This is a genomic window from Peribacillus sp. NPDC097295 (genome assembly GCF_044761665.1).
In the GTDB taxonomy this organism is placed as follows: domain Bacteria; phylum Bacillota; class Bacilli; order Bacillales; family DSM-1321; genus Peribacillus.
In genome coordinates, this window is record NZ_JBIWCW010000004.1 from 217,626 (window position 1) to 242,292 (window position 24,667).

General features: G+C 40.3%; 27 protein-coding genes. 4 read left to right on the forward strand and 23 right to left on the reverse strand.

The features are described 5' to 3' along the window. Window positions 1–65 precede the first annotated feature (65 nt). The 18 genes from ACIQXN_RS09665 to ACIQXN_RS09750 form a co-directional block, all read right to left on the reverse strand. The gene (locus ACIQXN_RS09665; RefSeq protein WP_402965512.1) at window positions 66–1,361 is read right to left on the reverse strand and encodes an NCS2 family permease; all 1,296 of its coding nucleotides are present in this window, start codon (window positions 1,359–1,361) and stop codon (window positions 66–68) included. A 291-nt stretch (window positions 1,362–1,652) separates the two neighbouring features. Further along, complete coding sequence (gene sigF, locus ACIQXN_RS09670; protein WP_402965515.1) at window positions 1,653–2,420, reverse strand: RNA polymerase sporulation sigma factor SigF; 768 nt, start codon at window positions 2,418–2,420, stop codon at window positions 1,653–1,655. Between the two features lie 13 nt (window positions 2,421–2,433). Further along, entirely contained in the window at window positions 2,434–2,874 is a 441-nt protein-coding gene (gene spoIIAB / locus ACIQXN_RS09675) for an anti-sigma F factor (RefSeq protein WP_402965518.1), read from the reverse strand. Between the two features lies 1 nt (window position 2,875). Beyond that, the gene (gene spoIIAA, locus ACIQXN_RS09680; RefSeq protein WP_402965521.1) at window positions 2,876–3,226 is read right to left on the reverse strand and encodes an anti-sigma F factor antagonist; all 351 of its coding nucleotides are present in this window, start codon (window positions 3,224–3,226) and stop codon (window positions 2,876–2,878) included. A gap of 130 nt (window positions 3,227–3,356) precedes the next feature. Next, window positions 3,357–4,523: a D-alanyl-D-alanine carboxypeptidase family protein gene (locus tag ACIQXN_RS09685; RefSeq protein WP_402965524.1), complete on the reverse strand. Its 1,167-nt coding sequence runs from the start codon at window positions 4,521–4,523 to the stop codon at window positions 3,357–3,359. Between the two features lie 199 nt (window positions 4,524–4,722). Next, on the reverse strand, window positions 4,723–6,027 hold the full coding sequence (locus ACIQXN_RS09690; protein WP_402965527.1) for a pyrimidine-nucleoside phosphorylase: 1,305 nt from the start codon (window positions 6,025–6,027) through the stop codon (window positions 4,723–4,725). Between the two features lie 63 nt (window positions 6,028–6,090). Then, complete coding sequence (locus ACIQXN_RS09695; protein ID WP_402965530.1) at window positions 6,091–6,903, reverse strand: purine-nucleoside phosphorylase; 813 nt, start codon at window positions 6,901–6,903, stop codon at window positions 6,091–6,093. Window positions 6,904–6,915: 12 nt separating this feature from the next. Beyond that, window positions 6,916–8,103, reverse strand: a complete 1,188-nt coding sequence (gene deoB, locus ACIQXN_RS09700) for a phosphopentomutase (RefSeq protein ID WP_402965533.1) — start codon at window positions 8,101–8,103, stop codon at window positions 6,916–6,918. Window positions 8,104–8,399: 296 nt separating this feature from the next. Continuing rightward, entirely contained in the window at window positions 8,400–9,293 is an 894-nt protein-coding gene (xerD, locus tag ACIQXN_RS09705) for a site-specific tyrosine recombinase XerD (protein ID WP_402965536.1), read from the reverse strand. A 5-nt stretch (window positions 9,294–9,298) separates the two neighbouring features. Further along, the gene (locus ACIQXN_RS09710) at window positions 9,299–9,526 is read right to left on the reverse strand and encodes a YqzK family protein (RefSeq protein WP_402965539.1); all 228 of its coding nucleotides are present in this window, start codon (window positions 9,524–9,526) and stop codon (window positions 9,299–9,301) included. 209 nt (window positions 9,527–9,735) lie between these two features. Then, entirely contained in the window at window positions 9,736–10,185 is a 450-nt protein-coding gene (fur, locus tag ACIQXN_RS09715; protein WP_402966084.1) for a ferric iron uptake transcriptional regulator, read from the reverse strand. Between the two features lie 119 nt (window positions 10,186–10,304). Continuing rightward, window positions 10,305–10,952 carry a stage II sporulation protein M gene (gene spoIIM / locus ACIQXN_RS09720; protein ID WP_402965542.1) on the reverse strand — a complete coding sequence of 216 codons (648 nt, stop codon included), beginning with the start codon at window positions 10,950–10,952 and terminating at the stop codon, window positions 10,305–10,307. A gap of 337 nt (window positions 10,953–11,289) precedes the next feature. Beyond that, complete coding sequence (locus ACIQXN_RS09725; protein ID WP_402965545.1) at window positions 11,290–12,783, reverse strand: sodium:solute symporter family protein; 1,494 nt, start codon at window positions 12,781–12,783, stop codon at window positions 11,290–11,292. Further along, window positions 12,780–12,992, reverse strand: a complete 213-nt coding sequence (locus ACIQXN_RS09730; RefSeq protein ID WP_402965548.1) for a DUF3311 domain-containing protein — start codon at window positions 12,990–12,992, stop codon at window positions 12,780–12,782. Before ACIQXN_RS09730 ends, ACIQXN_RS09725 begins: the two co-directional genes overlap by 4 nt. Before the next feature lie 215 nt (window positions 12,993–13,207). Then, a complete protein-coding gene (locus tag ACIQXN_RS09735) occupies window positions 13,208–14,824 on the reverse strand; it encodes an amidohydrolase (RefSeq protein WP_402965551.1) in 1,617 nt (538 codons plus the stop codon). A 98-nt stretch (window positions 14,825–14,922) separates the two neighbouring features. Beyond that, complete coding sequence (locus ACIQXN_RS09740) at window positions 14,923–16,443, reverse strand: CoA-acylating methylmalonate-semialdehyde dehydrogenase (protein WP_402965554.1); 1,521 nt, start codon at window positions 16,441–16,443, stop codon at window positions 14,923–14,925. A gap of 339 nt (window positions 16,444–16,782) precedes the next feature. Further along, entirely contained in the window at window positions 16,783–17,955 is a 1,173-nt protein-coding gene (locus ACIQXN_RS09745; protein WP_402965557.1) for an endonuclease Q family protein, read from the reverse strand. Further along, window positions 17,956–18,507: an NUDIX hydrolase gene (locus tag ACIQXN_RS09750; protein ID WP_402965560.1), complete on the reverse strand. Its 552-nt coding sequence runs from the start codon at window positions 18,505–18,507 to the stop codon at window positions 17,956–17,958. Between the two features lie 75 nt (window positions 18,508–18,582). On the opposite strand from ACIQXN_RS09750, the gene mciZ reads away from it, so the two are divergent. The 3 genes from mciZ (at window position 18,583) to ACIQXN_RS09765 (ending at window position 20,332) form a co-directional block, all read left to right on the forward strand. Next, window positions 18,583–18,741, forward strand: coding sequence for a Z-ring formation inhibitor MciZ (gene mciZ, locus ACIQXN_RS09755; RefSeq protein WP_402965563.1), 159 nt, complete (start codon window positions 18,583–18,585; stop codon window positions 18,739–18,741). A 57-nt stretch (window positions 18,742–18,798) separates the two neighbouring features. Then, a complete protein-coding gene (locus ACIQXN_RS09760) occupies window positions 18,799–19,707 on the forward strand; it encodes an aldo/keto reductase (RefSeq protein WP_402965566.1) in 909 nt (302 codons plus the stop codon). A gap of 199 nt (window positions 19,708–19,906) precedes the next feature. After that, complete coding sequence (locus ACIQXN_RS09765; RefSeq protein WP_402965569.1) at window positions 19,907–20,332, forward strand: Ohr family peroxiredoxin; 426 nt, start codon at window positions 19,907–19,909, stop codon at window positions 20,330–20,332. 58 nt (window positions 20,333–20,390) lie between these two features. On the opposite strand, the gene ACIQXN_RS09770 is transcribed toward ACIQXN_RS09765, so the two are convergent. Continuing rightward, entirely contained in the window at window positions 20,391–20,828 is a 438-nt protein-coding gene (locus tag ACIQXN_RS09770; RefSeq protein WP_402965572.1) for a MarR family winged helix-turn-helix transcriptional regulator, read from the reverse strand. A 233-nt stretch (window positions 20,829–21,061) separates the two neighbouring features. Next, window positions 21,062–21,325, reverse strand: a complete 264-nt coding sequence (locus ACIQXN_RS09775) for a YqkE family protein (protein WP_402965575.1) — start codon at window positions 21,323–21,325, stop codon at window positions 21,062–21,064. A 124-nt stretch (window positions 21,326–21,449) separates the two neighbouring features. Between ACIQXN_RS09775 and ACIQXN_RS09780 the strand changes: the two genes are divergently transcribed. Further along, window positions 21,450–22,358: an alpha/beta hydrolase gene (locus tag ACIQXN_RS09780; RefSeq protein WP_402965578.1), complete on the forward strand. Its 909-nt coding sequence runs from the start codon at window positions 21,450–21,452 to the stop codon at window positions 22,356–22,358. Between the two features lie 47 nt (window positions 22,359–22,405). Here ACIQXN_RS09780 and ACIQXN_RS09785 read toward each other — a convergent pair whose 3' ends face one another. The 3 genes from ACIQXN_RS09785 to ACIQXN_RS09795 all read right to left on the reverse strand — a co-directional run bounded on the left by ACIQXN_RS09785 (window position 22,406) and on the right by ACIQXN_RS09795 (window position 24,474). Then, a complete protein-coding gene (locus ACIQXN_RS09785) occupies window positions 22,406–22,729 on the reverse strand; it encodes an iron-sulfur cluster biosynthesis family protein (protein ID WP_402965581.1) in 324 nt (107 codons plus the stop codon). Window positions 22,730–22,855: 126 nt separating this feature from the next. Next, window positions 22,856–23,188 (reverse strand): YolD-like family protein, encoded by a 333-nt coding sequence (locus ACIQXN_RS09790; RefSeq protein WP_402965584.1) that lies wholly within the window; start codon window positions 23,186–23,188, stop codon window positions 22,856–22,858. 26 nt (window positions 23,189–23,214) lie between these two features. Beyond that, on the reverse strand, window positions 23,215–24,474 hold the full coding sequence (locus ACIQXN_RS09795; RefSeq protein ID WP_402965587.1) for a Y-family DNA polymerase: 1,260 nt from the start codon (window positions 24,472–24,474) through the stop codon (window positions 23,215–23,217). Window positions 24,475–24,667 lie beyond the last annotated feature (193 nt).

Genomic DNA, 24,667 nt, shown 5'->3' on the forward strand with positions numbered 1-24,667 from the left:
CAGAAATGTGAAAAAGAAAAAAGACATGCTGGAAGTCAGCATGTCTTTAGTTAGATGTCATTCAATTAATGAGTTGGGAAAAAGATCATTTGAATTAAGAATACTACGCCAAAAATATAAATAAGCGGGTGAACCGATTTTCCATTTCCACTAAACAGTTTCATCAAGGGATAAGTGATGAAACCCATTGCAATTCCTGTCGATATGCTTGAAGTAAGTGGCATCGTCAAAATGATGGCAAATGCGGGAAAAGCTTCATCGAAAGCTTTCCAATTTACTTTTGCCAGACCTTCCATCATAAAGCAACCAACAATGATCAAAACAGGTGCAGTGATGGCCGAAACGGAAGAAATAGCGGATATTAATGGTGAAAAGAAAACCGACAGGGCAAATAGGATGGCCACGACTGTTGCCGTTAAGCCTGTACGGCCTCCAGCTGCCACCCCTGTACTCGATTCAACATAAGCAGTGGATGGGCTTGTTCCAAACATAGAGCCAACTGTCGTCGCAATCGCATCTCCTAAAAATGCTTTTTTGGCTCGAGGGATTTTCCCATCCTTCGTCAATCCTGCCTGTTCTGTCACTCCGATTAATGTTCCAGTCGTATCGAAGATCGTTACAAGCAAAAAGGCAAAAACGACTGTATATAGAGAATTACTAAATACTCCAGTAATATCAATGTCAAAAAATATAGGTGCAGGTGGTGTCGATAACACACCATCAAACTTCAGCATCCCCATAAAGTAACCAATGATGGCTGTTACGATCATTCCAATGAAGATCGCTCCTTTAACATTTCGCGCCATCAAAATTAATGTTAATAACAAGCCACTAAGCGCCAGAACAGTACCCGGTTGGTGTAAATCCCCAAGCGTTACCATCGTTGACTCATTTGGTACGACAATCCCTGCATTTTTCAAGCCCATAAAGGCGATAAATAAACCAATTCCAGATGTGATTCCGTATTTCAACGAATTTGGAATGGCCTCTATAATCATTTTGCGTAAACTTGTCACACTGACCAAAATGAATAATAGACCTGCAATGAAAACTGTTCCGAATACGGTTTGATAAGAAAGACCTTGTGCTCCGACCACACTGGCAAAATAAGCATTGAGTCCCATGCCCGGTGCAACTGCTATCGGATATTTCGCTAACAAACCCATAATGAGTGTACCCAGGACAGCAGATATGACCGTTGCCATAAACACCTGTTCAAAAGGAATTCCAATCGAAGATAATAAAGCAGGATTCACAATAATAATATAAACCATGGTGAAAAATGTCGTAACACCCGCCATAACCTCAGTGCGAACATTCGTCCCATTTGCTTTTAAGGAAAAAAACTTTTCTAAAAACATTTTCTGACCTCCATATTAAAGGAAACACCCATTTCAACCGTTTGTACTAAGGGGACCTTAAATTAGTTCTTCATCTTCCGTATTCCAGACTGAAAAGAACCTTGAGAAAATAGATTTAAATCCGAATGAAACCGGCGACCTTTACTATAATATTCGTTTTTACCACTGAATTCAACCATAAATTTTGTTTTCTCTTCATTTTTCATAAAAATTTATGACTGACTTCTACTTTACTTCCTTACTATTTCCATAAATCCACTTTTTCTCCCAGCAAATGAAAGACCACATGAATCAACGATTCATGTGGTCTTTCATTTGCTGAAGGATTTTTTTCTCCAGCCGCGACACTTGAACTTGGGATATACCAAGCCTTACCGCTACTTCAGATTGAGTCTGGTCTTTATAATACCTGAGGAAAACAATTAACCTTTCACGTTCATTCAATTCTTGGATGGCTTCTTTTAAGGCGATTTGATCGAACCACGAAGTATCATTATGGTCGGCAATCTGGTCGAGAAGAGTAATCGGGTCTCCATCATTTTCATAAACAGTTTCATGTATGGAAGAAGGAGTACGGCTAGCTTCCTGGGCCATGATAATTTCTTCAGGTGATAATTCAAGGTGTGCTGCCAATTCGTTGACCGTCGGAACACGACCATACGTTTTTGAAAGTTCCTCTCTGGCCCTACGGATTTTATTGGCCATTTCCTTTAAGGAACGGCTAACCTTAACCGTACCATCATCACGAATGAACCGTTGAATTTCCCCGATGATCATGGGGACAGCATACGTTGAGAACTTCACTTCAAACGTTAAGTCAAATTTATCAACTGATTTTAATAACCCAATACAGCCAATCTGATATAAATCATCCGGTTCATAGCCACGATTGAGAAATCTTTGGACAACCGACCATACAAGCCTTAAATTGCTATTGACAATTAAATTCCTTGCATCCTGATCTCCACTCTGGCTGAGTTTAATCAGCCTCCGTAATTCCTCATCTTTTAAATGGGTCTGGCCTTTCTTGCTCTTCTCGTATTTAACCTCCACATCCATATGCAAGTCTCCCTTAATTGCACAAAGCTCTGCTTATAGTTAAGTGCTTTTTTAATCGAATGATCGTTCCTTCGCCTTTATGGGAAATGATATGGATTTCATCCATGAAGTTCTCCATGATGGTAAATCCCATACCCGAACGTTCAAGTTCAGGTTTTGTGGTGAACAGCGGCTGTTTAGCCTCCTCGACATCTTCAATGCCAAGACCTTCATCACGGATCGTCACTTCGACCATATCGTCTTCAATGACCACAGATATGTACACCCACCCTTCCGGATCGTTCTCATATCCATGGATAATCGAATTCGTGACTGCTTCCGAAACGACCGTCTTAATCTCCGTCAATTCATCCATCGTCGGATCTAATTGGGCAATGAATGCCGCAACCGTCACCCTGGCAAAAGATTCGTTTTGGCTAAGTGCAGAAAATTTTGTTTCCATCTTATTTTTCATTTTAGGCAACCCCCAGTCTTTGCAAAGCGTTTTGTTCGGATAGTTCTAGTTTAACAATTTTAAACAAACCTGACATCTCAAATAACCGCTTTACTGCTGGAGAAATTGCACAAACAACCATTTCGCCCTGTTTCTGGTGTACCTGTTTATAACGGCCTATTATGACGCCCAGTCCGGAACTGTCCATGAAATGCAATTCTTCTAAGTTCAGGATAATATGCTGGATATCATGCTTTTGAATGGCCGCCTCAGCCTGTTTTTTTAACTTTTCTGCTGTATGATGATCTAAATCACCTTTGAGACGAATGCATAATATTCTACTTTTCGCTTCCATTTCAATCGTAAGACTCACTATATACAGCCTCCTTCACTGTCTTATAATGAGTCAAATTCTCTGTTTAATCTGCAGATTCCTTCTTCATGGCAAAACTAGTGTCCATTCGCCTAAACTAGTATATTTACAAGCCTTTACGACAATTAAATCATTTGGTTTGTGTAAACATGCCGAATGCCCGTTTATACAGTTGCCACCAGCTGGCCTTTTCAACAGTTTCCTTCGAAACAATCGGCGATTCGACATACACTTTTCCATTTTTAATCAACTGGAGCGTACCAATTTGATCTCCTTTTTTGATTGGAGCCTTGAGATCTTTATCTAGAATCACTTTTTTAGTAAAGTCTTTTGCGGCCCCGCTTTTGGCCGTCAAAACAGATATAGGTTCACTCGTCACACCTACTGCCATTTTCTTGCTGCCTTTGCTCACCCTGGACTCGCCTAGCACTTCTCCCCGTTTGTAAATTGGATAGGTGATATATTGTGAAAAGGCATAATCCAGCATTTTCGTTACCTGAGCGTTTCTTTCCTTCGGATTAGCCGCCCCGAATACCACGGCAATTACCCGCATATTTCCCTTTTTCGCCGTAGCCGTCAAACAATATTTCGCTTCATTTGTAAATCCTGTTTTTAATCCATCGACTCCCGGATAGAATTTTACGAGTCGGTTCGTATTAACAAGCCAGAATTTCTTATCTGTATTTTCACGAAGATAATCTTCGTATGTACCCGTGAATCTTGTGATCATGTCATACTTCAACAATTCCTTAGCCATGATAGACATATCATGTGCTGAACTGTAATGGTCCTTGACTGGTAAGCCTGTTGCATTTTGAAACTTTGTATTTTTCAATCCGAGGTCTTTTGCTTTTTGATTCATTTTCTTGACGAACTCTTCTTCAGATCCAGCAAGATGTTCTGCCATAGCAACCGATGCATCATTTGCCGAACCAATCGAAATACCCTTGAGCATTTGTTCAGTTGTCATCTCTTCTCCTAATTCCAGAAAGATTTGAGAACCTCCCATCGATGCCGCATACTCACTCGTTCTGATTTTATCCTTCATGCTGAGTTCGCCTTTATCGATTGCTTCCATAATGAGTAGCATCGTCATGATTTTTGTCATGCTAGCAGGCGAAAGACGTTCATTTGCATTTTTATCATACAAAACAGTTCCTGTATCCCGTTCAATTAAAATGGCTGATTTTGCATTTGCCGCTAGGTCCACACCTTTTTTTTCTGATGCTTGAGTATGCGGGATGCTAAAGCCCATTGCCATTAACACGATTAAAAATAGAGAAAGAATCCGCTTCATCTCCATAGCCTCCAATCTTTATAGTTTCATTTTTTCCATATAACCCATTTTTATACAGAAAATCAACCGGAATTATTTACGATAGGAGAAATTTCAGGTTAACAAAGAATTATAAAAGGAGAGGATATGTTGCACCCTCTCCTTCCTGAGTAAAATATAAAAGGTCACCCTTTAAAAGGGTGACCTGCTTAAAGAGAAATCATTCCATGATTTCTTTATAGATTAATGTTGGTTTTTCGACTTTTTCTTTCGAAACGGTGATATTTTCATACAATTTTTCTTTTACTTTCGAAACATCTTCAAAGTTACTGTAGATTGTAACAAGGGATTCACCTTTTACGACAGACTCCCCAATTTTCTTACGAAGCATAAGACCTACGGCCAAATCAATTTCAGATTCTTTAGTAGCTCGTCCAGCTCCTAGAAGCATCGCAGCCGTGCCGATTTCATCCGCTACTATTTCCGATACATATCCATCTTCTTTTGCTTCAAGCTCAAATGTATAAGCAGCCTGCGGAAGTTTTTCTGGCTGTTCTACAACTGAGCCATCTCCTCCTTGTGCCTCTAAGAAGATCTTGAATGAACGGAGCGCAGAACCATCTTTGATCGCATTTTCAAGCAGGGTTCTTGCCTCTTCAAGTGAGCTTGCCTTTTTAGCAAGGTACACCATATGACTTCCAAGCGTTAAAGATAGTTCCGTTAAATCTTCCGGACCTTCCCCTTTAAGCGTATCGATAGCTTCTTTTACTTCTAAAGCATTTCCAATCGCGTAACCTAGCGGCTGGCTCATGTCTGAAATGACTGCCATCGTATTACGGCCAACATTATTCCCGATGCTCACCATAGCATGTGCTAATTTTTCGGAATCTTCTAGTGTCTTCATGAATGCGCCTGCACCTGTTTTTACATCAAGTACAATAGCATCGGCACCGGCAGCAATTTTCTTACTCATGATTGAACCAGCAATTAAACCAATACTATTGACGGTAGCCGTAACATCACGTAATGCATAAAGTTTTTTATCGGCAGGAGTCAAGTTTCCACTTTGACCGATAACCGCTATTTTATTTTTATTCACAAGTTCAATGAACTCGTCATTTTCAATTTCCACATGGAATCCTTTAACGGACTCTAACTTATCGATGGTTCCTCCTGTGTGGCCTAGACCCCGTCCTGACATTTTTGCCACAGGTACGCCTACAGCAGCTACTAACGGCCCTAGCACTAGTGTTGTCGTATCACCAACACCGCCTGTAGAATGTTTGTCGACTTTAATGCCTTCTATCATCGATAAATCAATTTGATCTCCTGATTCAACCATTGCCATAGTTAGATCAGCACGTTCCTGTTCGTTTAACTCCTGAAAGTAGATGGCCATTGCCCATGCACTCATCTGGTAATCAGGAATGGTACCATTTGTAAATCCTTCAACAATAAACTTTATTTCTTCAGTTGAAAGTGTCTTTCCATCACGTTTTTTTGCAATTAAATCAACCATTCTCATATAGGTTATTCCCCATTCTTTACAGTGCTAATTTTCACTGTACTTTTATTGTTTAAACTCGTTTTATAAATCTTTGACTATGGCCTTTACAAATTCCAAGAAACCACTTTTCACTTTTTCAGTCGTTTCAATAACTTCTAAGTGGGACAGGGGCTGGTCCAATATGCCTGCAGCCATGTTTGTCAGACAAGAAATACCGAGTACTTTCATCCCGCAATGTCTAGCCACGATAACTTCAGGAACAGTGGACATCCCAACTGCATCCCCACCAAGGACTCTTGCCATTCTAACTTCTGCAGGCGTTTCATAGGTCGGTCCTGTATTTCCGATATATACGCCCTCTTTTACATCCAAGCCAAGTGTTGAGGCAATCGTTTTAGCTTTCTCCCGCAATTCTTTATTATACGCTTCTGACATATCAGGGAACCTAGGACCAAAACGCTCTTCATTTGCGCCAATTAACGGGTTATCTCCCATCATATTGATATGGTCCGTAATGATCATCAAGTCTCCCGGTGAATAACTTTCATTTACACTTCCAGCAGCATTGGTTACAATCAACTGCTCAACACCAAGTAGTTTCATGACACGCACTGGAAATGTGACTTTACCCATCGAGTATCCTTCATAGAAATGGAAACGCCCTTGCATGGCGACAACCTTTTTGCCACTGAGGTCTCCAATGACGAGCTGACCTGCATGCCCCTCTACTGTGGAGACAGGAAATTCCGGGATATCATGATAGGGGATGATAATCGGATTCTCAATTTCATCTGCCAACACGCCAAGACCAGATCCAAGAATCAAGCCTATATCCGGTGTTCCATCTATCTTACTTTTTATAAATTCAGCGGCTGTTTCGATTTTCTCAAACATACATACCCTCCCTTATTTCAAGTCGCCCAAAATATTTTTCCCGTAGGTAGGCATTTTCACATCAAAATTAGCAGCTACCGTCGCGCCGATATCAGCAAATGTATCTCTTACTGGTAGTTCGGTACCCTTTGTGTAACGTTTTGAATAAACTAATAAAGGAACATATTCACGAGTATGGTCCGTACCTTCATGAACCGGGTCATTTCCGTGATCTGCCGTGATGATCAACAAGTCATCTTCCGTTAGCTTCTCTAGTACTTCAGGCATTCTAGCATCAAATTCTTCCAAAGCCTTTCCGTAACCTTCCGGATCACGACGATGACCATATAAAGCATCGAAGTCGACTAGATTCAAAAAGCTTAATCCTTTGAAATCCTGATCGATGGTTTGGATCAATTTATCCATTCCGTCCATATTGGAGACAGTCCGTAATGATTCAGTGACCCCTTCTCCATCAAAGATATCTGAAATTTTGCCGATTGCCAATACATCCAGCCCGGCATCTTTCATTTCATCCATTACCGTTCTATTAAATGGTTTCAAGGCATAATCATGGCGGTTAGGTGTTCTTTTGAAACATCCCGATTCACCATTGAAAGGCCTTGCGATAACGCGTCCCACTTTAAATTCATCAGCCATCGTTAATTCACGGGCAATTTCACAGATCTTGTATAGCTCTTCTAACGGAACGACATCCTCATGAGCTGCAATCTGTAAAACAGAATCAGCAGATGTATATACAATCAATGCACCCGTTTTCATATGATCTTCGCCAAGTCTTTCAATAATTTCGGTTCCGCTTGCTGGAATATTCCCAATGATCGAACGGCCTGTTCTCGCTTGAAGTTCATTGATTAATAACTCAGGGAAACCGTTCGGGAATACTTGAAATGGTGTCGAAATATTAAGACCCATAATTTCCCAGTGCCCAGTCATTGTATCTTTTCCTGTGGAAGCTTCTTTCATTTTCGTATAATAAGCAATCGGTTGCTCTGTTTTTTCGATACCTTTGATGTCACGTATGTTACCTAATCCCATTTTCGAAAGATTCGGCATGTTCAATCCATTCATTCTCTCCGCAATATGCCCCAGTGTATCTGCTCCTTTATCGCCGAACAAATCTGCGTCCGGTGCTTCGCCAATCCCAACTGAGTCCATTACGACTACAAAAATGCGTTTAAATGCTGAATTTTTTTCCATGCTAATTCCCTCCAATAAATAGTATTATACCCTTTTTATATTCCTTTTTTATATTCCCCTTTTATTGTCTACTTAACCTTCACTAACCTCCAAAGGATGGTAACGTCAGAAGTCTGACCTTTATATTGTAAACGACACCATTCGCTTTCGACAACATTTATGTACCTTTATCTCCTCCAGTTAATCAGACTCATAATATCCTAAAGGAAGCTCTACATTCATGATGGTAACGGTCCCCTCGATTGACGTATTCATTCAATCGGAGGGACAGTCCCCTCTATCAATCTACTAAAATCCTAAGCTCTTGGATGAAATTTAGAATAAACATCCTTTATTCGAACGTTTGTAATATGTGTATAGATTTGAGTCGTCGATATATCTGCATGTCCCAACATCTCCTGAACGGCTCGTAAATCTGCTCCATTCATTAAAAGATGTGTAGCAAAAGAATGTCTTAGGGTATGCGGTGTGATTTCCTTCTCAATTCGCGCCTCTTTCACTAGCTTTTTCAAAATCTTCCAAAAACCTTGCCTCGTCAGCCTATTTCCATGGTGATTCAAAAAAAGTGAATCCGTTCGATGCTTCGGACTCGCAAATATTCCACGGGCCCTTTCCAAATACTCTCCAATAGCCCCCAGTGCTGTTTGACCGATAGGGATGATTCTCTCTTTATCCCCTTTTCCGACACAACGGATAAAGCCCATTGTCGCGTGTACATCGCTCACATCCATTGAAATCAATTCACTGACACGCATTCCTGTCGCATACATCAGTTCGAGCATCGCTTTATCACGCAATCCATATTCGTTCATTACTTTCGGGGCTTCTAATAAAGCTTCAACTTCCTCCATGCTTAACACTTTCGGAAGGCTTCTCTCAGGTTTTGGAGTTTCTATATGTAAAGTTGGATCTTGGTCGGTCACCTTTTCACGAAGGAGAAACTGATGGAACGATCGGATGGAAGCAATATGACGTGCAATGGTTTTCGATGACTTCCCTTGATCTTTCAAATGAGCAAGAAAATGTAAGATATTCGCTCGTCGTGAGTCATTCCAATCGGTAATCGATTCTACATTCTTTAAATACGCCCAATATGACCTCAAATCCCGTTCATAGGAAACGAGTGTGTTCTTGGCAAGTCCCTTTTCGATTGTCAAAAAATGAATGAAATCTCTAACTTGATTCTCCATATTTATTACTCCCCGTCTAGATAAAACAACATTAAGCGTTCAAACCATGCATCATCGCCCGTATCAACCGCCTTCGACACTTTGACAGCTGTCCCCTTCGGTTCATCATACCGATGATAACTTTGATATTCCTGATTTAACCATACCATTCCTATATAAAAAAGAACAGTGAAGCTGACGAAGAGTATCATCACTTTAGCTGTATGTAAAACTAGCCTTAAAGACGTTTTCATCCTTTCCCCTCCCTAACCGATCACTTTGTATCAATCTATGCCCAAGAGGACAAGTTTTATACATTTTTCAGTAGGAGAAAGTAAAAAACAACTTTTGAAAAATAGCGGGAAAAGGTTTTGCCAATCCCCAGAAAAAACATGAATGGTTTTTTCTTAACAAAACCAGAAAACCTTCTCCATATTGAGGAGAAGGTTCGACTTTATTCATCTTAATCTTCGACTTTGTCATGGCATCGATGACAAATGCCGTGAAAGGTTAATCTATGATCTTTTATCTTGAAGTTCCAGTCACGCTCGACAATGGCTTCCACGTCTTCAAGTAAGTCTTGTTGAATCTCATCTACTGCTCCACATTCCACACAGACAAGATGATGATGGAAGTGTGCAGCGCCCTCTTGTCTTAAATCATAACGGGAAACTCCGTCTCCAAAGTTAATTTTATCTACTATTTTCAATTCAGTCAGCAACTCTAGCGTACGGTATACCGTTGCTAATCCAATTTCCGGCGACTTTTCTTTGACAAGGAGGTAAACGTCTTCTGCGCTTAAATGATCCTCTTCGTGCTCAAGTAAAACGCGGACGGTCGCTTCTCGCTGAGGCGTTAATTTGTAGCTGGACGAGTGCAACTGCTTTTTAATTCTATCAATTCTATTTTCTATTTCCATACCTATATTCCCTCCCGCGCCGCTATCCTATATATTATATCAAATGAGGGAAAACTGTCAAAATAGATTTCCTTATTAATAGCAAAAAAAATCATGAGGAATGGCATATACCTTCATTGTCCCAAGAAGCTAACGACATTTTTCATTAAGGAAGGGGATAAATATGCTTCAAATGCAGCAGCCGCAAACAAGAAAATCCCTGACAGGATAAGTGAAAAAATATAACGGGAAATAATCGGCTTTAAAGGATCCCGTACCTGTTTGAGAAAAATGCGGCTGATCATCTTCATGGATAGCGAGACGGCGAGAACCGTGATTACGATAAAGATTGGCACAATGAAAATATTTTGCGGCAGGATGGCTACAAATGACAAAAGAAATCCGCTCCAACCCATTTGATTGACTAAAAATCCGACCGTAAACCCCACTACCATCCCTTTTACAAATAGCAGTACTAAAATCACCGGCAAACCGATTACCGAAACCCCAAGAATCCAGATGACCCCAATATATTTAAGGTTATGCATAATACTTTGACTGAACATGTCATGTGAAGACGCAAATTCCCCTTTGGAAACTTGTCCGAAGAATTGTGACAAATAATAGAACAAATCTTCCTTTTGAGTGAAGCTCAAGCTGTTTACGAGAACAGCACCAAAAATGACGCCCATTAAAAAGAGTACGGTGATGAAGACGTACAATGAGGAATGTTCCTTAATGTGTTTCCTTACTACATTTTGTATGCCAGATCTATTTTTCATCTTTTATCTATCCTCCCAACTCCACTTACTAGAATCTATGTTTTTCCTCTTTTGATTATGACAAGGAAAAATAGAAGAAGATAAAGAAAAAAGGTTTGTAGAAGCCGACTTAGATATCAGAATCCTTATTTATAGGAAAGAAGACGTCCCGATTATTCTGTAGAACCGACTTATCTTCTATAGATACAATGGGATGAAAAAGACGACATTTGTGTATCCATAGTCATCTTTTTGAAGTTGCCTAGTATCTTTTTTGGAAATTTCTCTTCTATACATAATCTTATTCTTTAGTATGATAGGTGTGTCGTTAATATTCCAGTCACCGTATTTTAGCTGATTAACGTATTGCCTCTTTCTTGTTTTGAATAATTACTCGCTCACTCGGAGTTATTTTGGTATTTGTCACTAAACTTATTGTAATACCTATAATAAAGTTTGCAATCAAGGCTATCATACCCGTATTTAAATCATTAAGATAACTTGGGATATTATAGAATATATCTATTAGTTTAATATCTGTTATAGCATTATATAAGACTATTGAAACACCCACAACTATACCTGCCATCGCTCCAAATTTATTCATTAACTTGGTATCGAAGAAACCAAATAATAAGGCTGGAACAAGCTGTGTAATTAAGCCATAAGACATAATATTTAATATAGCAAGTGCCTCTCCACCAGTAATGGTAAATATAAATGCAATCACAATGATTATAAATACAAGCATTTTAGAGACGATCAGCTGTTGTCGATCGGTTGCATTCGGTCTTGTCAGTCGATAAATGCCCGTCATTAAACCTATAGAGGCAGACATTAACATTACAGAAGCAGGTACTAATGCTGTTAATAATCCTGCCGCTCCCACAATCCCTACAAACCAGGGATCAAACGTCTGCATCGTTAAACGTAATAGTGACAAGTCTCCATCTGAACCCTCTAGGCCAGGAACTTGAATAATGGCAGCAAAACCTATAAAAAACGCAAATAATAATAACAAAGTATAAAGTGGTAATGTTATTGCATTTTTCTTTAAAACCTTCTCACCATCAGCAGATAGAATTACAGAAAAGGATTGAGGTAATAAGTAAAATCCAAATGCATTTAAAATAATGGTAGAAATAAACCAAACTACACTTAACCCTTCGCTAGCTAATGTAAGACTTTCTGGTTTTACAGCTTGAACTGCTTCAAATAACGGCTGAATGCCACCGAAGTAATGATATGGTATATAGATTCCTAAGAACGCAATAACGAATAAAATCAAAATATCTTTCAAAACAGCTGTCCACGCAGAACCATGAATACCAGAAATAATTACATAAATAGTAATAATCAGAGCCCCAATGGCGCTTGCAGTAATTGAATCTATTGCACCATACGAAGCTTCTGATACTATAATTCCCAAGCCTTTAAGTTGAATTACAATATACGGAATTAATGCGATTGTTCCAAGTAAGGCAACGACAATTCCCAAAACTGGGCTTTTATATTTTGCAGAAAAATAGCTTGGCTGAGAAATAATATTATTATCCTTTGCAAATCTCCAAATTTTTGGAACCATCCAATAAGAAAGTACGTAAGCCAAACAAATATAAGCAGGTACGTAAAAGGCTGCTGCTCCTTTCGAGTATGCCCAACCACTTCCACCTAAAAAGGTAAACGTCGTGTATACCTCGCCCGCAATAAGCAAAAAAATAAATAGGGCCCCAAAGCCCTTATTCCCCACCGCGAATTCATCCACATTCATTTGCTTACCTTTTGTTGCACGAATCCCAAGAAACAAGGCAGCTACCGCAAAAAAGAAAATAATCACTAATGCAATATTCATCGTTTCGACCCCACCTTTTCTCCTCCTTGATTGTCAGGATCAAGTTTATAAACAACTAGTAATATAAAAGAAGATAAGACCATCCATAAAGCAATCCAAAACAAGATAAATGGTAATCCTAACACATAAGGCTCAACTCGATTTGCAAAAGGCATACAGAAAGCCATTCCGATGAACGGTACAAAAAGCAAGAGTTTAATGTATTTCATTTAGGCCCTCCATTCCATTTAAACTACTTCTAACTGTTAAATAATTATCTTTTACGGTTTTTAAGGGTATAATTGTTCTTTAATGCTGATTTCATCTAACCCTTTAAATAAAAATGTAGAGCATTATATAAGTAATTCTTTCATTACAAGTTCTCTTCTAAATATCAATTTAAGAAGTTTATAGTAAGAAATCGTGTCCCTCACGATGTATTCCCTCATACAAACGAATTCGACCTTTGATATACTACTTCCCCATCAATCATGGTCAAATTCACTTTAATATCTTTAAGAAAGCGATTTTCAATTGTGAGTATGCTACGGTCCAAAACCAATAAATCTGCTAACTTTCCTATTTCGACACTTCCTTTTAGCTGCTCGTCAAAACTAGCATAGGCCGCATTATAAGTGTATAGCCTTATTGCTTCATAAATTGAAATGCGTTGAAGCTGTCCAAAAGGATTTCCTGAATTAATTTCTCTGTTCACCGCAGTGTGAATGCCAATAAAAGGATTATATGTAGTGATTGGAGCATCCGATCCAGCTGCACAAATAATTCCTTGATCAATAAAATCACGAGCAGGATACATATACTTTGTTCTTTCACCATAATTCTGAATGTAACTTTCTCCAAACTCATAGGGGAAGGGAGGGTTTGGCACAGGGATCATTTGAAGGTCTTTTATACGTTTTTGTAAATCTGGTGTAGAAATTCCTGCATGTTCTATACGATGTCTATGATTTTTACGTGGATACCTTTTCAAGGCACGTTCCACAACATTTAGATACATTTCGATCGCTTTATCACCTTGCGCATGTACTGTAATTTGGTATCCACGTTTATGGGCCTCACCCAATACTTCGTATAGTTCATCTTCAGAATAATATAAAATACCATAATCATCAGGATTACTTAAATAGCCTTCGCGCGTTGCAATTGTTGGACCAGTACTACTCCCATCTGTGAACATTTTTGCTGGCCCAATCTTAAAAAAGTCATTACCTGTACCTGTCACAACCCCAGCCTTTAACATATTTTTGGTGAACTGGGTACAGTCACTTAGCGTACTGATCATGGCATAAATACGTAACTTTATTGCTCTTCGATGTGATGCAAGCTGCATCAGGCGAAAACTTTCTTGATTAAATGTACCAGCCTCATGAATACTAGTAATACCTTGCTCAATAAAATGTTGTTGAGCAATCTGCATCGCTTGTTCTAATTCACCTTGTGTATAACCAGCAATATCGTTAAATTGCATAAATGCTGTTTCGATTAAACGGCCGTTTAATCGGCCATGTGAATCTCTTTCTATGATACCCCCCTGTGGATTCGGAGTATGTTCATCTATTTTTGCCAAATGTAAAGCCAGACTATTGATCACTCCTATATGGCCACAAGTTCGGGTAATCGAGATAGGATGATCGGTCGAAATGGAATCTAGCTCGTCCAACGTCGGATAGCGTTGCTCCTTGATATTTTTTTCATTGAAACCCCAAGCTCTAACCCAATCACCCTTTGTTGTTTCATTAGCTTTTACTCTTAGTTCCTCTAATAAATCTTGAATCGTTTGGATTTTAGGGTCTTTACAACTTATCTGAAGTTGAAATACACCATACATAACAAAATGCAAATGTGCATCAATAAACCCAGGTGTTAATGATTTCCCTTCCAAATCCAGAACCTTTGTTTTAGGTCCAATATATTCTTCTATTTCAACATTTGAACCTACTGCAATAATTTTGTTTCCTGCAACAGCAACAGCCTGTTTTATAGAATTTTTTTCATCAACGGTTATTACTTCCCCATTTACAAATACAAACGTTGCATCCATGTGTTTCCCCTCCTACGAATCAACCCTAATAGATTAGGATTTAAAAAGGATTTAAAGAATCCCTAAAATAGTTTCAGGGATTCTTTGTAATTAAATTTTCAATCATTATTGCTTGGGAAGGCGAATGTCGACCCTGTATTGGCGGACGATGTCAACCATCTTTCCGAGACAGTCTTTGTTTTAGTAAAGAAACGGGCTTGATCTGGTCCGAACATATGACCTTCACCAAATCTAGACCCTTTAAACCCGGCGAAATTATGGTACCCGACTGGGATTGGAATCGGGACGTTAACCCCTACCATGCCGACATCGATTTCCGTCGTGAATTTCCGCGCTGCCGCTCCATCATTCGTGAAAATGGTAACGCCATTCCCTAACTCATGTTCATTGATCAACTTGATCGCTTCTTCCAGGGAAGAGACGCGAACAATATTACGCGCAGGTCCGAACACTTCCTGTTCGTATATATCCATTCCTGGCTTTACATGATCAATTAATGTCGGCCCTACAAAGAAACCATTGGATTCTTTGACGATTTCCAGTTCCCGTCCATCGCAAACTACCGTCGCGCCTTCTTCAACGCTCCTGTCGATTGCAGCAATGACAGACTCTTTGGATTGTTGGGATATTACCGGCCCGAAGTCGACTTCTTCATCTGTATAGGACCCTACCTTCAATGCGCCGATTTTTTCTTTTAAAATCATTATCAAACGATCCGCCGTTTCTTCTCCGACCGGCATAAGGGTGGAAATCGCCATGCAACGCTGGGATGCAGCTCCATATGCAGCTCCAATAAAAGAATTAGCCACCTGTTCTAAATCCGCATCCGGCATGACGACCATGTTGTTTTTCCCACCGCCAAGGGCTGTCACACGCTTACCATGTTTCGCCCCCGTCTCATAAATATATTGAGCTACCGGCGTAGAACCCACGAAGGAGATTGCCTGCACTTCTGGATTACTTAATAATTCATTGACCGCGTCCTTATCGCCATTGATAACGGTCCAGATACCGTCCGGCAAGCCCGCCTTCTTCCATAATTCGCTTACGAATAAAGCTGTCATCGGAACCCGTTCGGAAGCTTTCAGAATGACGGCATTACCTACTGCAAGTGCCATACTGGTCTGGGCCAGGGGTACCATGATTGGGAAGTTGAATGGTGAAATGGCTGCAACGACACCAAGTGGGTATTTCGCTGAATACACATTGATTTGTCCGCCTACATTGACGGAATACTCACCCTTCACTAAATGGGGAGCCCCAATGGCAAGGTCCACAGATTCTATTCCACGGGTAATCTCTCCCTTTGCATCTTCTGCCGTTTTACCGCTTTCCGTGCAGATAAGATCGATTAGGGCATCCATATTCTCCGTAAGTAAGTTGCGAAATTTGATCACAATGTCCGCACGCCTTGCCACAGATAGGTCACGCCATGCAGGAAAGGCAGCTTTCGCTTTATCAATAGCACCTTTTACCTCTTCAATCGAAGCTAACGGTACTTTTGCAATGACTTCTCCGCTCGACGGGTTGAATACATCCGAAAACCTCCCATTTTGTCCTGCAACCATTTCACCGCCTATAAAGTGAGATAATTCCTTTATTTTTATTGTTTCAGTCATTTATAATTCCTCCTGATCATTCGATTTTTTTACAAAGTTTTATATGCGCAACCGTATTTTAGAACCCGTCTATTAACTAAATACTCAGATAATTGTTTGCAGAAGTTTCCTTGGAGTCCATCGGGCATCATCTTGCACTGTATAAATCGTTTCACTTCCTTTATTGTTTTTATATCCTATCCTTATTGTGATACTTCCTGGCTACTTAGTCATTATACAAAATGTTAAATGAATCCCTATTCTATTTCACATAAAGGCTAATTTTAAAAAAACGAACAAAAGGTACCCCATCAAGAAGCACCTTTTGCCTAAAGCTTATATCGGGAAAGCCCATGTTGATCATCCCTTTTTAACTTTCCCGTACTTGCCCCCTCCTCCTGCATCGAAATCGAGTATCCCTCTTCTTGCAGAATCTATAAAGTGGGCCATTTTTAACGGTACGACTCCCGAAAGCTGTTCGAAAGTGGCCTCATGAAGAATATTCATCTCGGTATCAAATGCCCGTAGCAATCTTTCCATAGACTTCGGTCCAAGCCCTGGAATGAAATCCAGCGGGACTTGGTGGATATATGGGGGCCGCGTTCTCTTTTTCCCATCTGTTCCGGAATCGGATAATTCTGCTATACGGGTGGAGACTCCTTTTATAATCGTCCTGCCTCCGCATTCACTGCACGCTTCACCTATCCCGGGCATTGTATGAAGGCAAGTCCCGCAAACGGTTTGATAATATTTACCCAACAAGGGGTTCAATCCATAATTGGCGGTAACTTTACGCCCTTCTTTTTCTTTAATGGCTTTTTCCAACTCTGTAAAGCTCGGTTCTCTAAGCAATAGTTTTTGATATTCACGGGCTATCTTTCCGAGCGAGTGGGCATCGGAATTCGTCAGGAAGGTATACGCTTTTAATTCTTCTATATCTTCGACCAAATAAGTATCCGAACTTAAGCCAAGCTCGACGGCATCGATTAGCTTCGGATTGAATACTTCATCCAGACTTTTCCGTACACCTTTTCCGTACAAGCTTTTAAAGGGCGTGAACACATGCGCAGGGATGAACAATCCTCCCAACGACTTCACTTTTTCTTGCAGCGTTTTTCCTTCACAATAAATCCTTTGGGAACTCAACGTGATATTTTTGACATGATTACTCATCCATGCTGAAAAGCCCTTCATCGCCTCCATGTTTGGAAAATAAGCCAGAACATGAATCGGTCCATGGCAATTCTGGTCATATATCTCGATTTCCGACCCTGGGATGATGGACATGTCTCGGTAATGAAGCCCGCCACCTTCCATTTCCGTAATTTCCCCACTTCTCATTCCCTCTTCTATCTCTTCAATGACCTCAGGAGAATGGCAATCTATAATTCCAATCAAATCAAGCCCCTTACGTTCGCTTGCCACCTCGATTATATTGCTGAAGGTCAAAGTTTTAGCTCCGGTGATCTTAACGGGCTGCCCACTTCTCGTCCTGCCTATATGAATATGCAAGTCGGCATAGTACTCTTTCATTTATTCGGCAATCGCCTTTTTCAACTGCAAATATTGGATAGCGTATGCCGTTTTGGCATCTTGGATTTTCCCTTCATCCAGATAGTTTTGAGCTTCCTTGAGTGTCAGCTCTATCATCTCGACAAACTCATCTTCATCCAATGGGGCCGCATCTTTTTTCTTTTTCAAATTATGTGCCAGATAGAGATGGACTAACTCATCAGCGAAGCCTGGAGACGTATAAAAAGAGATGATATGCTCCATTCTTTCACATTCATAGCCCGTCTCTTCTTCAAGTTCACGTTCAGCTGACCGAATGGGCTCTTCCCCTTTTTCGAGTTTCCCCGCTGGAATCTCAACCAAGCTTCTCTCCAACGCTTTACGGTACTGTTCGACCATGATGATCTTTTCTTCAGCTGTAAGAGCAATGATTGCAACTGCCCCGGGATGCTTGATGATTTCGCGTTTACTTGTTTTCCCATCTGGAAGCTCTACTTCATCCACTTGCAAATCGATGACTTTACCCGTGAATATTTTTTCGGTAGTTAACGTTTTTTCTTCGAATTTTTTCAACTTGTCCACTCCTCTGTTCTAATTGCAGCATGATGCTTCATACATTTTACCATACTAGAGATGGAGGACGATTTAATGAAAATTCATGTATTCGAAAATGGCATGGTATTCTCCGGAAAGAGTTGGGAGATTATTCAAAAACTCAAAAACCTTCAAAGTAACTATGTATATATCAGTGATTGGATTGCAGATATCCATCAGCAAGAAGCTCACCCTTTAAAAAGGATCAAGTGAAATCTTTGAGTGAAAGTGATTCCTCCTTTACAATAAAGGTAAAGGGAGATGATAGCATTGAAAAAACGCAGATTAGGAAACTCGGATTTGCTCGTATCCGAAATCGGACTCGGCTGCATGTCTTTGGGTACCGATAAAAAAAAGGCATCGGAAATCGTGAAGTCAGCTTTGGATGAAGGCATCAATTATTTCGACACCGCTGACTTATACGATTTTGGAATGAATGAAGAAATCATGGGGGAGAACTTAAAGCCAGTTCGCGACCAAGTATATATAGCGACGAAAGTCGGAAACCGCTGGACAGAAAATAAAGACAGCTGGAGCTGGGATCCATCCGGCGACTATATCAAGTCAGCCGTAAAAGATAGTCTAATGAGACTTGGTACAGACTATATCGACCTCTATCAACTGCATGGCGGCACGATTGAAGACAATTTGGATGAAACGATCGAGGCATTTGAAGACTTAAAAAAAGAAGGCTTGATTCGGTACTATGGAATTTCTTCCATTCGGCCCAACGTAATTAAGGAATTTGTCAAAAAGTCTGAGCTTGATTCCGTGATGATGCAATACAGCCTTCTCGACCGCCGTCCAGAAGAGTGGATGTCACTTTTGGAAGCTAAACAGGTTAGCATCATTGCCCGTGGGCCCCTTGCCAAAGGACTCCTTAGCGAAAAAATGCTTGAAAAGGCTAATGAGGAGGGCTATCTCGACTATAGCTATAACGAACTCAAAGACTTGCTTCCCCAATTAAAAGACAAGCTCTCCGATAAAAAATTGAATGCTACAGCTCTTCAATATGTATTATCGAACCAAGGCGTCGCTTCTGCCGTAGCCGGGGCCAGCTCGGTGCAGCAACTCCGTGAAAACTGTCAGGCTGCCAACAGTTCTTCTCTTTCATACGATGAACTTGATGTATTGAAAAAACTCACTAAAGCTAGCAAATATACAAGTCATCGGGAATAATCACTAAACCAAATATTTTTTGAATATCAGGCTACCTTTCTTTTTATAATGATGGGTAGCCTGTTTTTCTTCGCTATAGAGAAAAGTAATAGAATCTTCACTTATACATTTTACAAGGCCTTTTCAGTTGCTAATTCCCTATCGATATTATAAAATTAAATTGTGCACAACCAAAGTATAAAGATTGGGGAGAAAAACTATGACAAAAACATTATTTACGACATCGGTAACGGTTGATGGTGGAAGAGAAGGAACGGCCATTTCCGCTGATGGAAACTTCACGGTTGATATTGCGATGCCTGGGACGCCAAGAGCTAAACAAATGCCTGAAGCTTCTAATCCCGAACAACTTTTTGCAGCTGGATACGCGGCTTGTTTTGACAGTGCTTTACAATCGGTTGGAAAAATCGAAGGTGTTACTTTCACTTCCAACGTCACGGCCAATGTCAGTTTATTAATGGGTGATATGCATCAGTACAGCTTGGCTGTAACATTAGTGGTAAAGGGATCTGGAATCGATAAAGATTCATTCGAAACTCTTGTCCATAAGGCTCATCAAATGTGCCCTTACTCAAAAGCAATCAGCGGCAATGTCGATGTTGCCATTGAAATTGAAGTAGATTGAAGCAACAATGTTCAAATAAAAAAACGCTTGGATTTTTTTCCAGGCGTTTTTCTGTTCCCTAAAATGCTTGCAAGGTTTTTAATAGTTGAAGCAGTGACACTTTCAAATCCTCCACCACTTGCTTATCTTCACCCGACATATCTGAAATGCGTTTGGGAATGAAGCAGGCTTCTTCTTTTAAATCAAGTCCCTTTTCCGTCAGCTGAATCATGACCGACCTTTCATCATGCGTGGACCGTTCGCGAACAATGAGTCCGTTTTGTTCCATTCGTTTCAACATCGGAGTAAGTGTTCCTGAGTCAAGAGCAAGCAGCTCCCCCAATTTTTTCACGGTGAGCGCATCCTGTTCCCAAAGTAAAAGCAGAACCAGATATTGAGGATATGTTACATTAAGTTTAGTAAGCAACGGTTTATACTTTTTGGTCATTTCCCTCGAATTTGCATAAAGAAGGAAGCATAGTTGATTTTCCAGTACAGCTTCTATTCTTTTTTCCATTACATCACCAACTAATAGTAGTCCATTCAATATGAAATACATATCAAACTTACTTTTACTATAATCGTTATGCTCTATAAAATAAAGCACTATGGCCAGAGGCTACCGCTTTCATTCCGTTAAAGGCATCTATCCTGACAAAAAAACATCTCCGTTACATTGTTACCAACGAAGATGCTTTCGATCAGTCTTTTATGTCAGCGCACGGTAAACGATCCGCTTCCTTATTAAAATTATTTATAGTTCTTCCAATTAAGGTTGCTTTCACCGAGTAGCTCTTCGAATGATTTGTTTTTCTCACGCTGTTTTCTTTCTTCACGTTTCTTCTCTTCTTCTGCTGCTTTTTTCTCTATTTCCACATCATTCAATTCTTTCTGCTTTTGACGAAGCTGGGACATGATATCTTGATTGAGCATATCACCAAGTTTCAATGATGACGATGATTCTTTTTCTTGTTTTTTACTTTGATTTTGATTTCGCGGCTGTTTCTTTTTCATCCTTAAAACCCCCTGACATTATGACATTATTATACCATGACTACGGTTTTACCCGTTATGATTTCTAAACAGTATTTTCTTATTTTCCATATGGTAAAATAAACTAAAAACAAGGAGGATCGCTATGAAAAAATGGGGGCTCGCGATAGCTGGCATTTTGGCGTATATGATCGGTATCGGCGTTTACTTTTCGAATCGACTCATGTACATGAAAAAGAAGGAAGATGATTTCATTCAAAATCGCGAAATCTTGGCTAAACGCTTGATTCAAGCGGACTTTGATAATCTTCCCAAAACAGAAGTTTGGGTACCTTCTCCATCTGGATATCCCTTGAAATGTTTGTTTATTGAACCGCATCAGACGAATAAGTGGATCATTGTTACTCACGGTGTGACGGAGAACAAAATGAACTCGATCAAGTACATGAACATTTTCCTTAAGCGCGGCTTCAATGCGGTCATCTATGATCACAGGCGTCATGGAGATTCGGGTGGGAAAACGAGTAGTTATGGGCATTATGAAAAATTCGATTTGAAGGCTGTTATCGATGAATTGAAAAAACGTAAAGGTACAGACCTTTTCCTTGGCATTCATGGTGAATCCATGGGGGCCGTGACCCTACTTCTTTACGCCGGAATGCTTGAAGATGGAGCGGATTTTTATATAGCCGATTGTCCATTTTCTAATTTCGAGAAACAGATTCAACATCAAATCGGCATGGAAATCCCGTTACCAGCCTGGACCGTATTCCCCTTGGGCCGTATGTTCATCAAGCTTCGTGACGGATATTGGACCAACGAAGTATCACCGATACATTTCATTAAAAACATCAAGAAACCAGTATTGTTCATCCATAGTGAACCTGATGCGTTCATTCCCGCTTCCATGACACGGGAATTATATGCAGCAAAACAAGGACCAAAGCAGCTTTACCTCGCAAAAAAAGGGGCCCATGCACAATCATATAATGACAATCCACAGGAGTATGAGGAACGGATCGAGCAATTTATCGAACAGGTCGTATTGAAATAGACAAAGGGAGAATCCCGGATTATCGGGATTCTCCCTTTGCCTATGTTTTAGAATTTAGTAAAGTAACTCATCCTCGGATTCAACATTTGATTCGGACTTTTCAACTGAAAGCAGTTCGCTTCAGTCACAAAGTCTATTGTCATGACTTCATCCAAAAAGATCTTCTTGGATTTTTCCACAAAAATAGGAATCCCGTTAGTCTCCACCTTTTCGTTACCCTCTTCAAGCTCATCGACGAGCCATAGTGCTGTCACACCACTTACTACGCAACCACAGCCGTCTGTATCATATTTCAATTGTAAGTGTCCTTCTTTTTCCTGTATTTTATCGGAAATCTTTTCCGCTGCTTTTTCCGTCCATTCAATATACATGTCGTTTGCCTCCTTATTCGTTCCATTCCCCAATTATAAACGATAAAGGGGCGGCTGTCCTTTTTCCGGCATACCTCTGCTAGCGTCCATCACATTAATATAAAAGGAAATGTCCTATCCCCCTTATTATTCCATCAACCTCACATCGGCTATGTTGGCAAGTTGAATATAATGCGGTTGCTGAAAGTGATCAATAACATGAAGTTTTTGCAAGGATTCATTATAATAATGAATCCTTCCGATTAAAAGTTGATACCGATTTCCATCATAATGGGCAATCGAGACTTCCTTACCTTCTTCCATCGCTTCCCCCATCACAGCATTCATTTCCTCAAACTGCTGTTCATCGAGAATACGCTTTGTTTCATAGCCATCCTCCCCCACCCAATCCCGCAGCATCTTCACATGCTCCGGTAGCATCATTGATGTCCACTTGATACGCCCCCGATCACGAATCATTTTTTCCCCTCCTCTAACTCACTTCATCAGGCCTTATGCCCGCCAAGCAACCCGCTTCTGTAAACGGCCGTCCCCGCTTTTGTATACGAAACCGCGCGCAACAGCGATTTTGAGCCGTATTTATGCCGAATACGGTCAACGGTATAACTCAACTCCCGCTTTTTCCAACGTGAAGCATCAAATAAAGTCAACTGCATCTCGTTATCATCCACAATATTCGAGAGCGTGACCGAAATGCTGCGAACGGTTTTTTGCTTATGATAGTTTTCATGAAAAAGCTCAAGACAGACTTTATACAATTCCATTGTGATGTTCGTTGGTTCGTCAATCGAACGAGAACGATGAAAACCTCCGCCAAACTCATCCTTACTGTAACCAATGCTTAGACTGACCGTCCTTCCTGCCTTTCTATGGGTGCGAGCCCTTCTTCCGACTTCTTCACAAATTTCTACCATAACCTGCTTGATCTCGTGCTCTTCCTTGTAATCACGGAGTAAAATCTGACTTTTGCCAAAGCTGACCTGCCCCTCGATAATCGGTGCTCCTAAATCTGACAAATCAATTCCCCAAGCATGATGATAAAGCTGATTGCCCATAATCCCAAACTTCGCTTCAAGCAATTCAAGGTCATAATTGGCAAGCTGCCCGACTGTGAATATCCCCATTCCATGGAGGGTTTTTTCTACACGCCTTCCTATCCCCCACATTTCACGAAGTGGAGAGATCGGCCAAAGCTTGTTGGGTACATCTTCATATGTCCACTCGGCTATTCCTGTATGTTTGGCCTCAAGATCAAGGCAAAGCTTTGCCATCAGCATGTTCGGGCCAATCCCGATGGCACTTGGAATCTGTAATTCCCTTTCTATGTCATCTTTTATTTTCCTAGCAATATTCCAGGCATCGCCCCATAAGGAAGCCGCTCCATCGACTTTCAAAAAACTTTCATCCACACTGTATACATGAATCGCTTCTTTTGGAACATAGCGATGAAACAAGCGGGTGATTTCTGTCGAAATTCTCAAATAAGTGGCCATTTTTGGTTCGACGACTATAATGCGTGGATCTTTCGGTATCTCAAACTTTCGAGAACCTGTTTTTAAACCAAATTCCTTCTTTAGCTTTGGGGAAGCCGCAAGCACAATACTCCCCTCCCTACTCTTATCACCAACCACCGCTAAATAACATTCGAGCGGATCCAAACCATGCATGACCGCTGAGCAGCTGGCATAAAAACTCTTCATATCTATACACATAATCGATTGTTTCGGCATCATGCTATAATTCATTATTTCTTCACCCTATACAGAATATATGTTCGCTTTTGTATTATACCCCTAATTCTAAACGAATACACGTTCTCATTCAATGGAAGTTTCATGATAAATTTCCACCTTTTTATTCGACAAGATATATATCCATAAACATACTATAATACTAATATAATACTTCACATCCAAATTGTTTTTTATCGTGATGATC

Coding starts and splice junctions, on each gene's coding strand:
- ACIQXN_RS09665 (WP_402965512.1), bottom strand. CDS start 1,361: ATGTTTTTAGAAAAGTTTTTTTCCTTAAAAGCAAATGGGACGAATGTT.
- sigF (WP_402965515.1), bottom strand. CDS start 2,420: ATGGATGTGGAGGTTAAATACGAGAAGAGCAAGAAAGGCCAGACCCAT.
- spoIIAB (WP_402965518.1), bottom strand. CDS start 2,874: ATGAAAAATAAGATGGAAACAAAATTTTCTGCACTTAGCCAAAACGAA.
- ACIQXN_RS09685 (WP_402965524.1), bottom strand. CDS start 4,523: ATGAAGCGGATTCTTTCTCTATTTTTAATCGTGTTAATGGCAATGGGC.
- ACIQXN_RS09690 (WP_402965527.1), bottom strand. CDS start 6,027: ATGAGAATGGTTGATTTAATTGCAAAAAAACGTGATGGAAAGACACTT.
- ACIQXN_RS09695 (WP_402965530.1), bottom strand. CDS start 6,903: ATGTTTGAGAAAATCGAAACAGCCGCTGAATTTATAAAAAGTAAGATA.
- deoB (WP_402965533.1), bottom strand. CDS start 8,103: ATGGAAAAAAATTCAGCATTTAAACGCATTTTTGTAGTCGTAATGGAC.
- xerD (WP_402965536.1), bottom strand. CDS start 9,293: ATGGAGAATCAAGTTAGAGATTTCATTCATTTTTTGACAATCGAAAAG.
- ACIQXN_RS09710 (WP_402965539.1), bottom strand. CDS start 9,526: ATGAAAACGTCTTTAAGGCTAGTTTTACATACAGCTAAAGTGATGATA.
- spoIIM (WP_402965542.1), bottom strand. CDS start 10,952: ATGAAAAATAGATCTGGCATACAAAATGTAGTAAGGAAACACATTAAG.
- ACIQXN_RS09725 (WP_402965545.1), bottom strand. CDS start 12,783: ATGAATATTGCATTAGTGATTATTTTCTTTTTTGCGGTAGCTGCCTTG.
- ACIQXN_RS09730 (WP_402965548.1), bottom strand. CDS start 12,992: ATGAAATACATTAAACTCTTGCTTTTTGTACCGTTCATCGGAATGGCT.
- ACIQXN_RS09735 (WP_402965551.1), bottom strand. CDS start 14,824: ATGGATGCAACGTTTGTATTTGTAAATGGGGAAGTAATAACCGTTGAT.
- ACIQXN_RS09740 (WP_402965554.1), bottom strand. CDS start 16,443: ATGACTGAAACAATAAAAATAAAGGAATTATCTCACTTTATAGGCGGT.
- ACIQXN_RS09745 (WP_402965557.1), bottom strand. CDS start 17,955: ATGAAAGAGTACTATGCCGACTTGCATATTCATATAGGCAGGACGAGA.
- mciZ (WP_402965563.1), top strand. CDS start 18,583: ATGAAAATTCATGTATTCGAAAATGGCATGGTATTCTCCGGAAAGAGT.
- ACIQXN_RS09765 (WP_402965569.1), top strand. CDS start 19,907: ATGACAAAAACATTATTTACGACATCGGTAACGGTTGATGGTGGAAGA.
- ACIQXN_RS09770 (WP_402965572.1), bottom strand. CDS start 20,828: ATGGAAAAAAGAATAGAAGCTGTACTGGAAAATCAACTATGCTTCCTT.
- ACIQXN_RS09775 (WP_402965575.1), bottom strand. CDS start 21,325: ATGAAAAAGAAACAGCCGCGAAATCAAAATCAAAGTAAAAAACAAGAA.
- ACIQXN_RS09780 (WP_402965578.1), top strand. CDS start 21,450: ATGAAAAAATGGGGGCTCGCGATAGCTGGCATTTTGGCGTATATGATC.
- ACIQXN_RS09785 (WP_402965581.1), bottom strand. CDS start 22,729: ATGTATATTGAATGGACGGAAAAAGCAGCGGAAAAGATTTCCGATAAA.
- ACIQXN_RS09790 (WP_402965584.1), bottom strand. CDS start 23,188: ATGATTCGTGATCGGGGGCGTATCAAGTGGACATCAATGATGCTACCG.
- ACIQXN_RS09795 (WP_402965587.1), bottom strand. CDS start 24,474: ATGAATTATAGCATGATGCCGAAACAATCGATTATGTGTATAGATATG.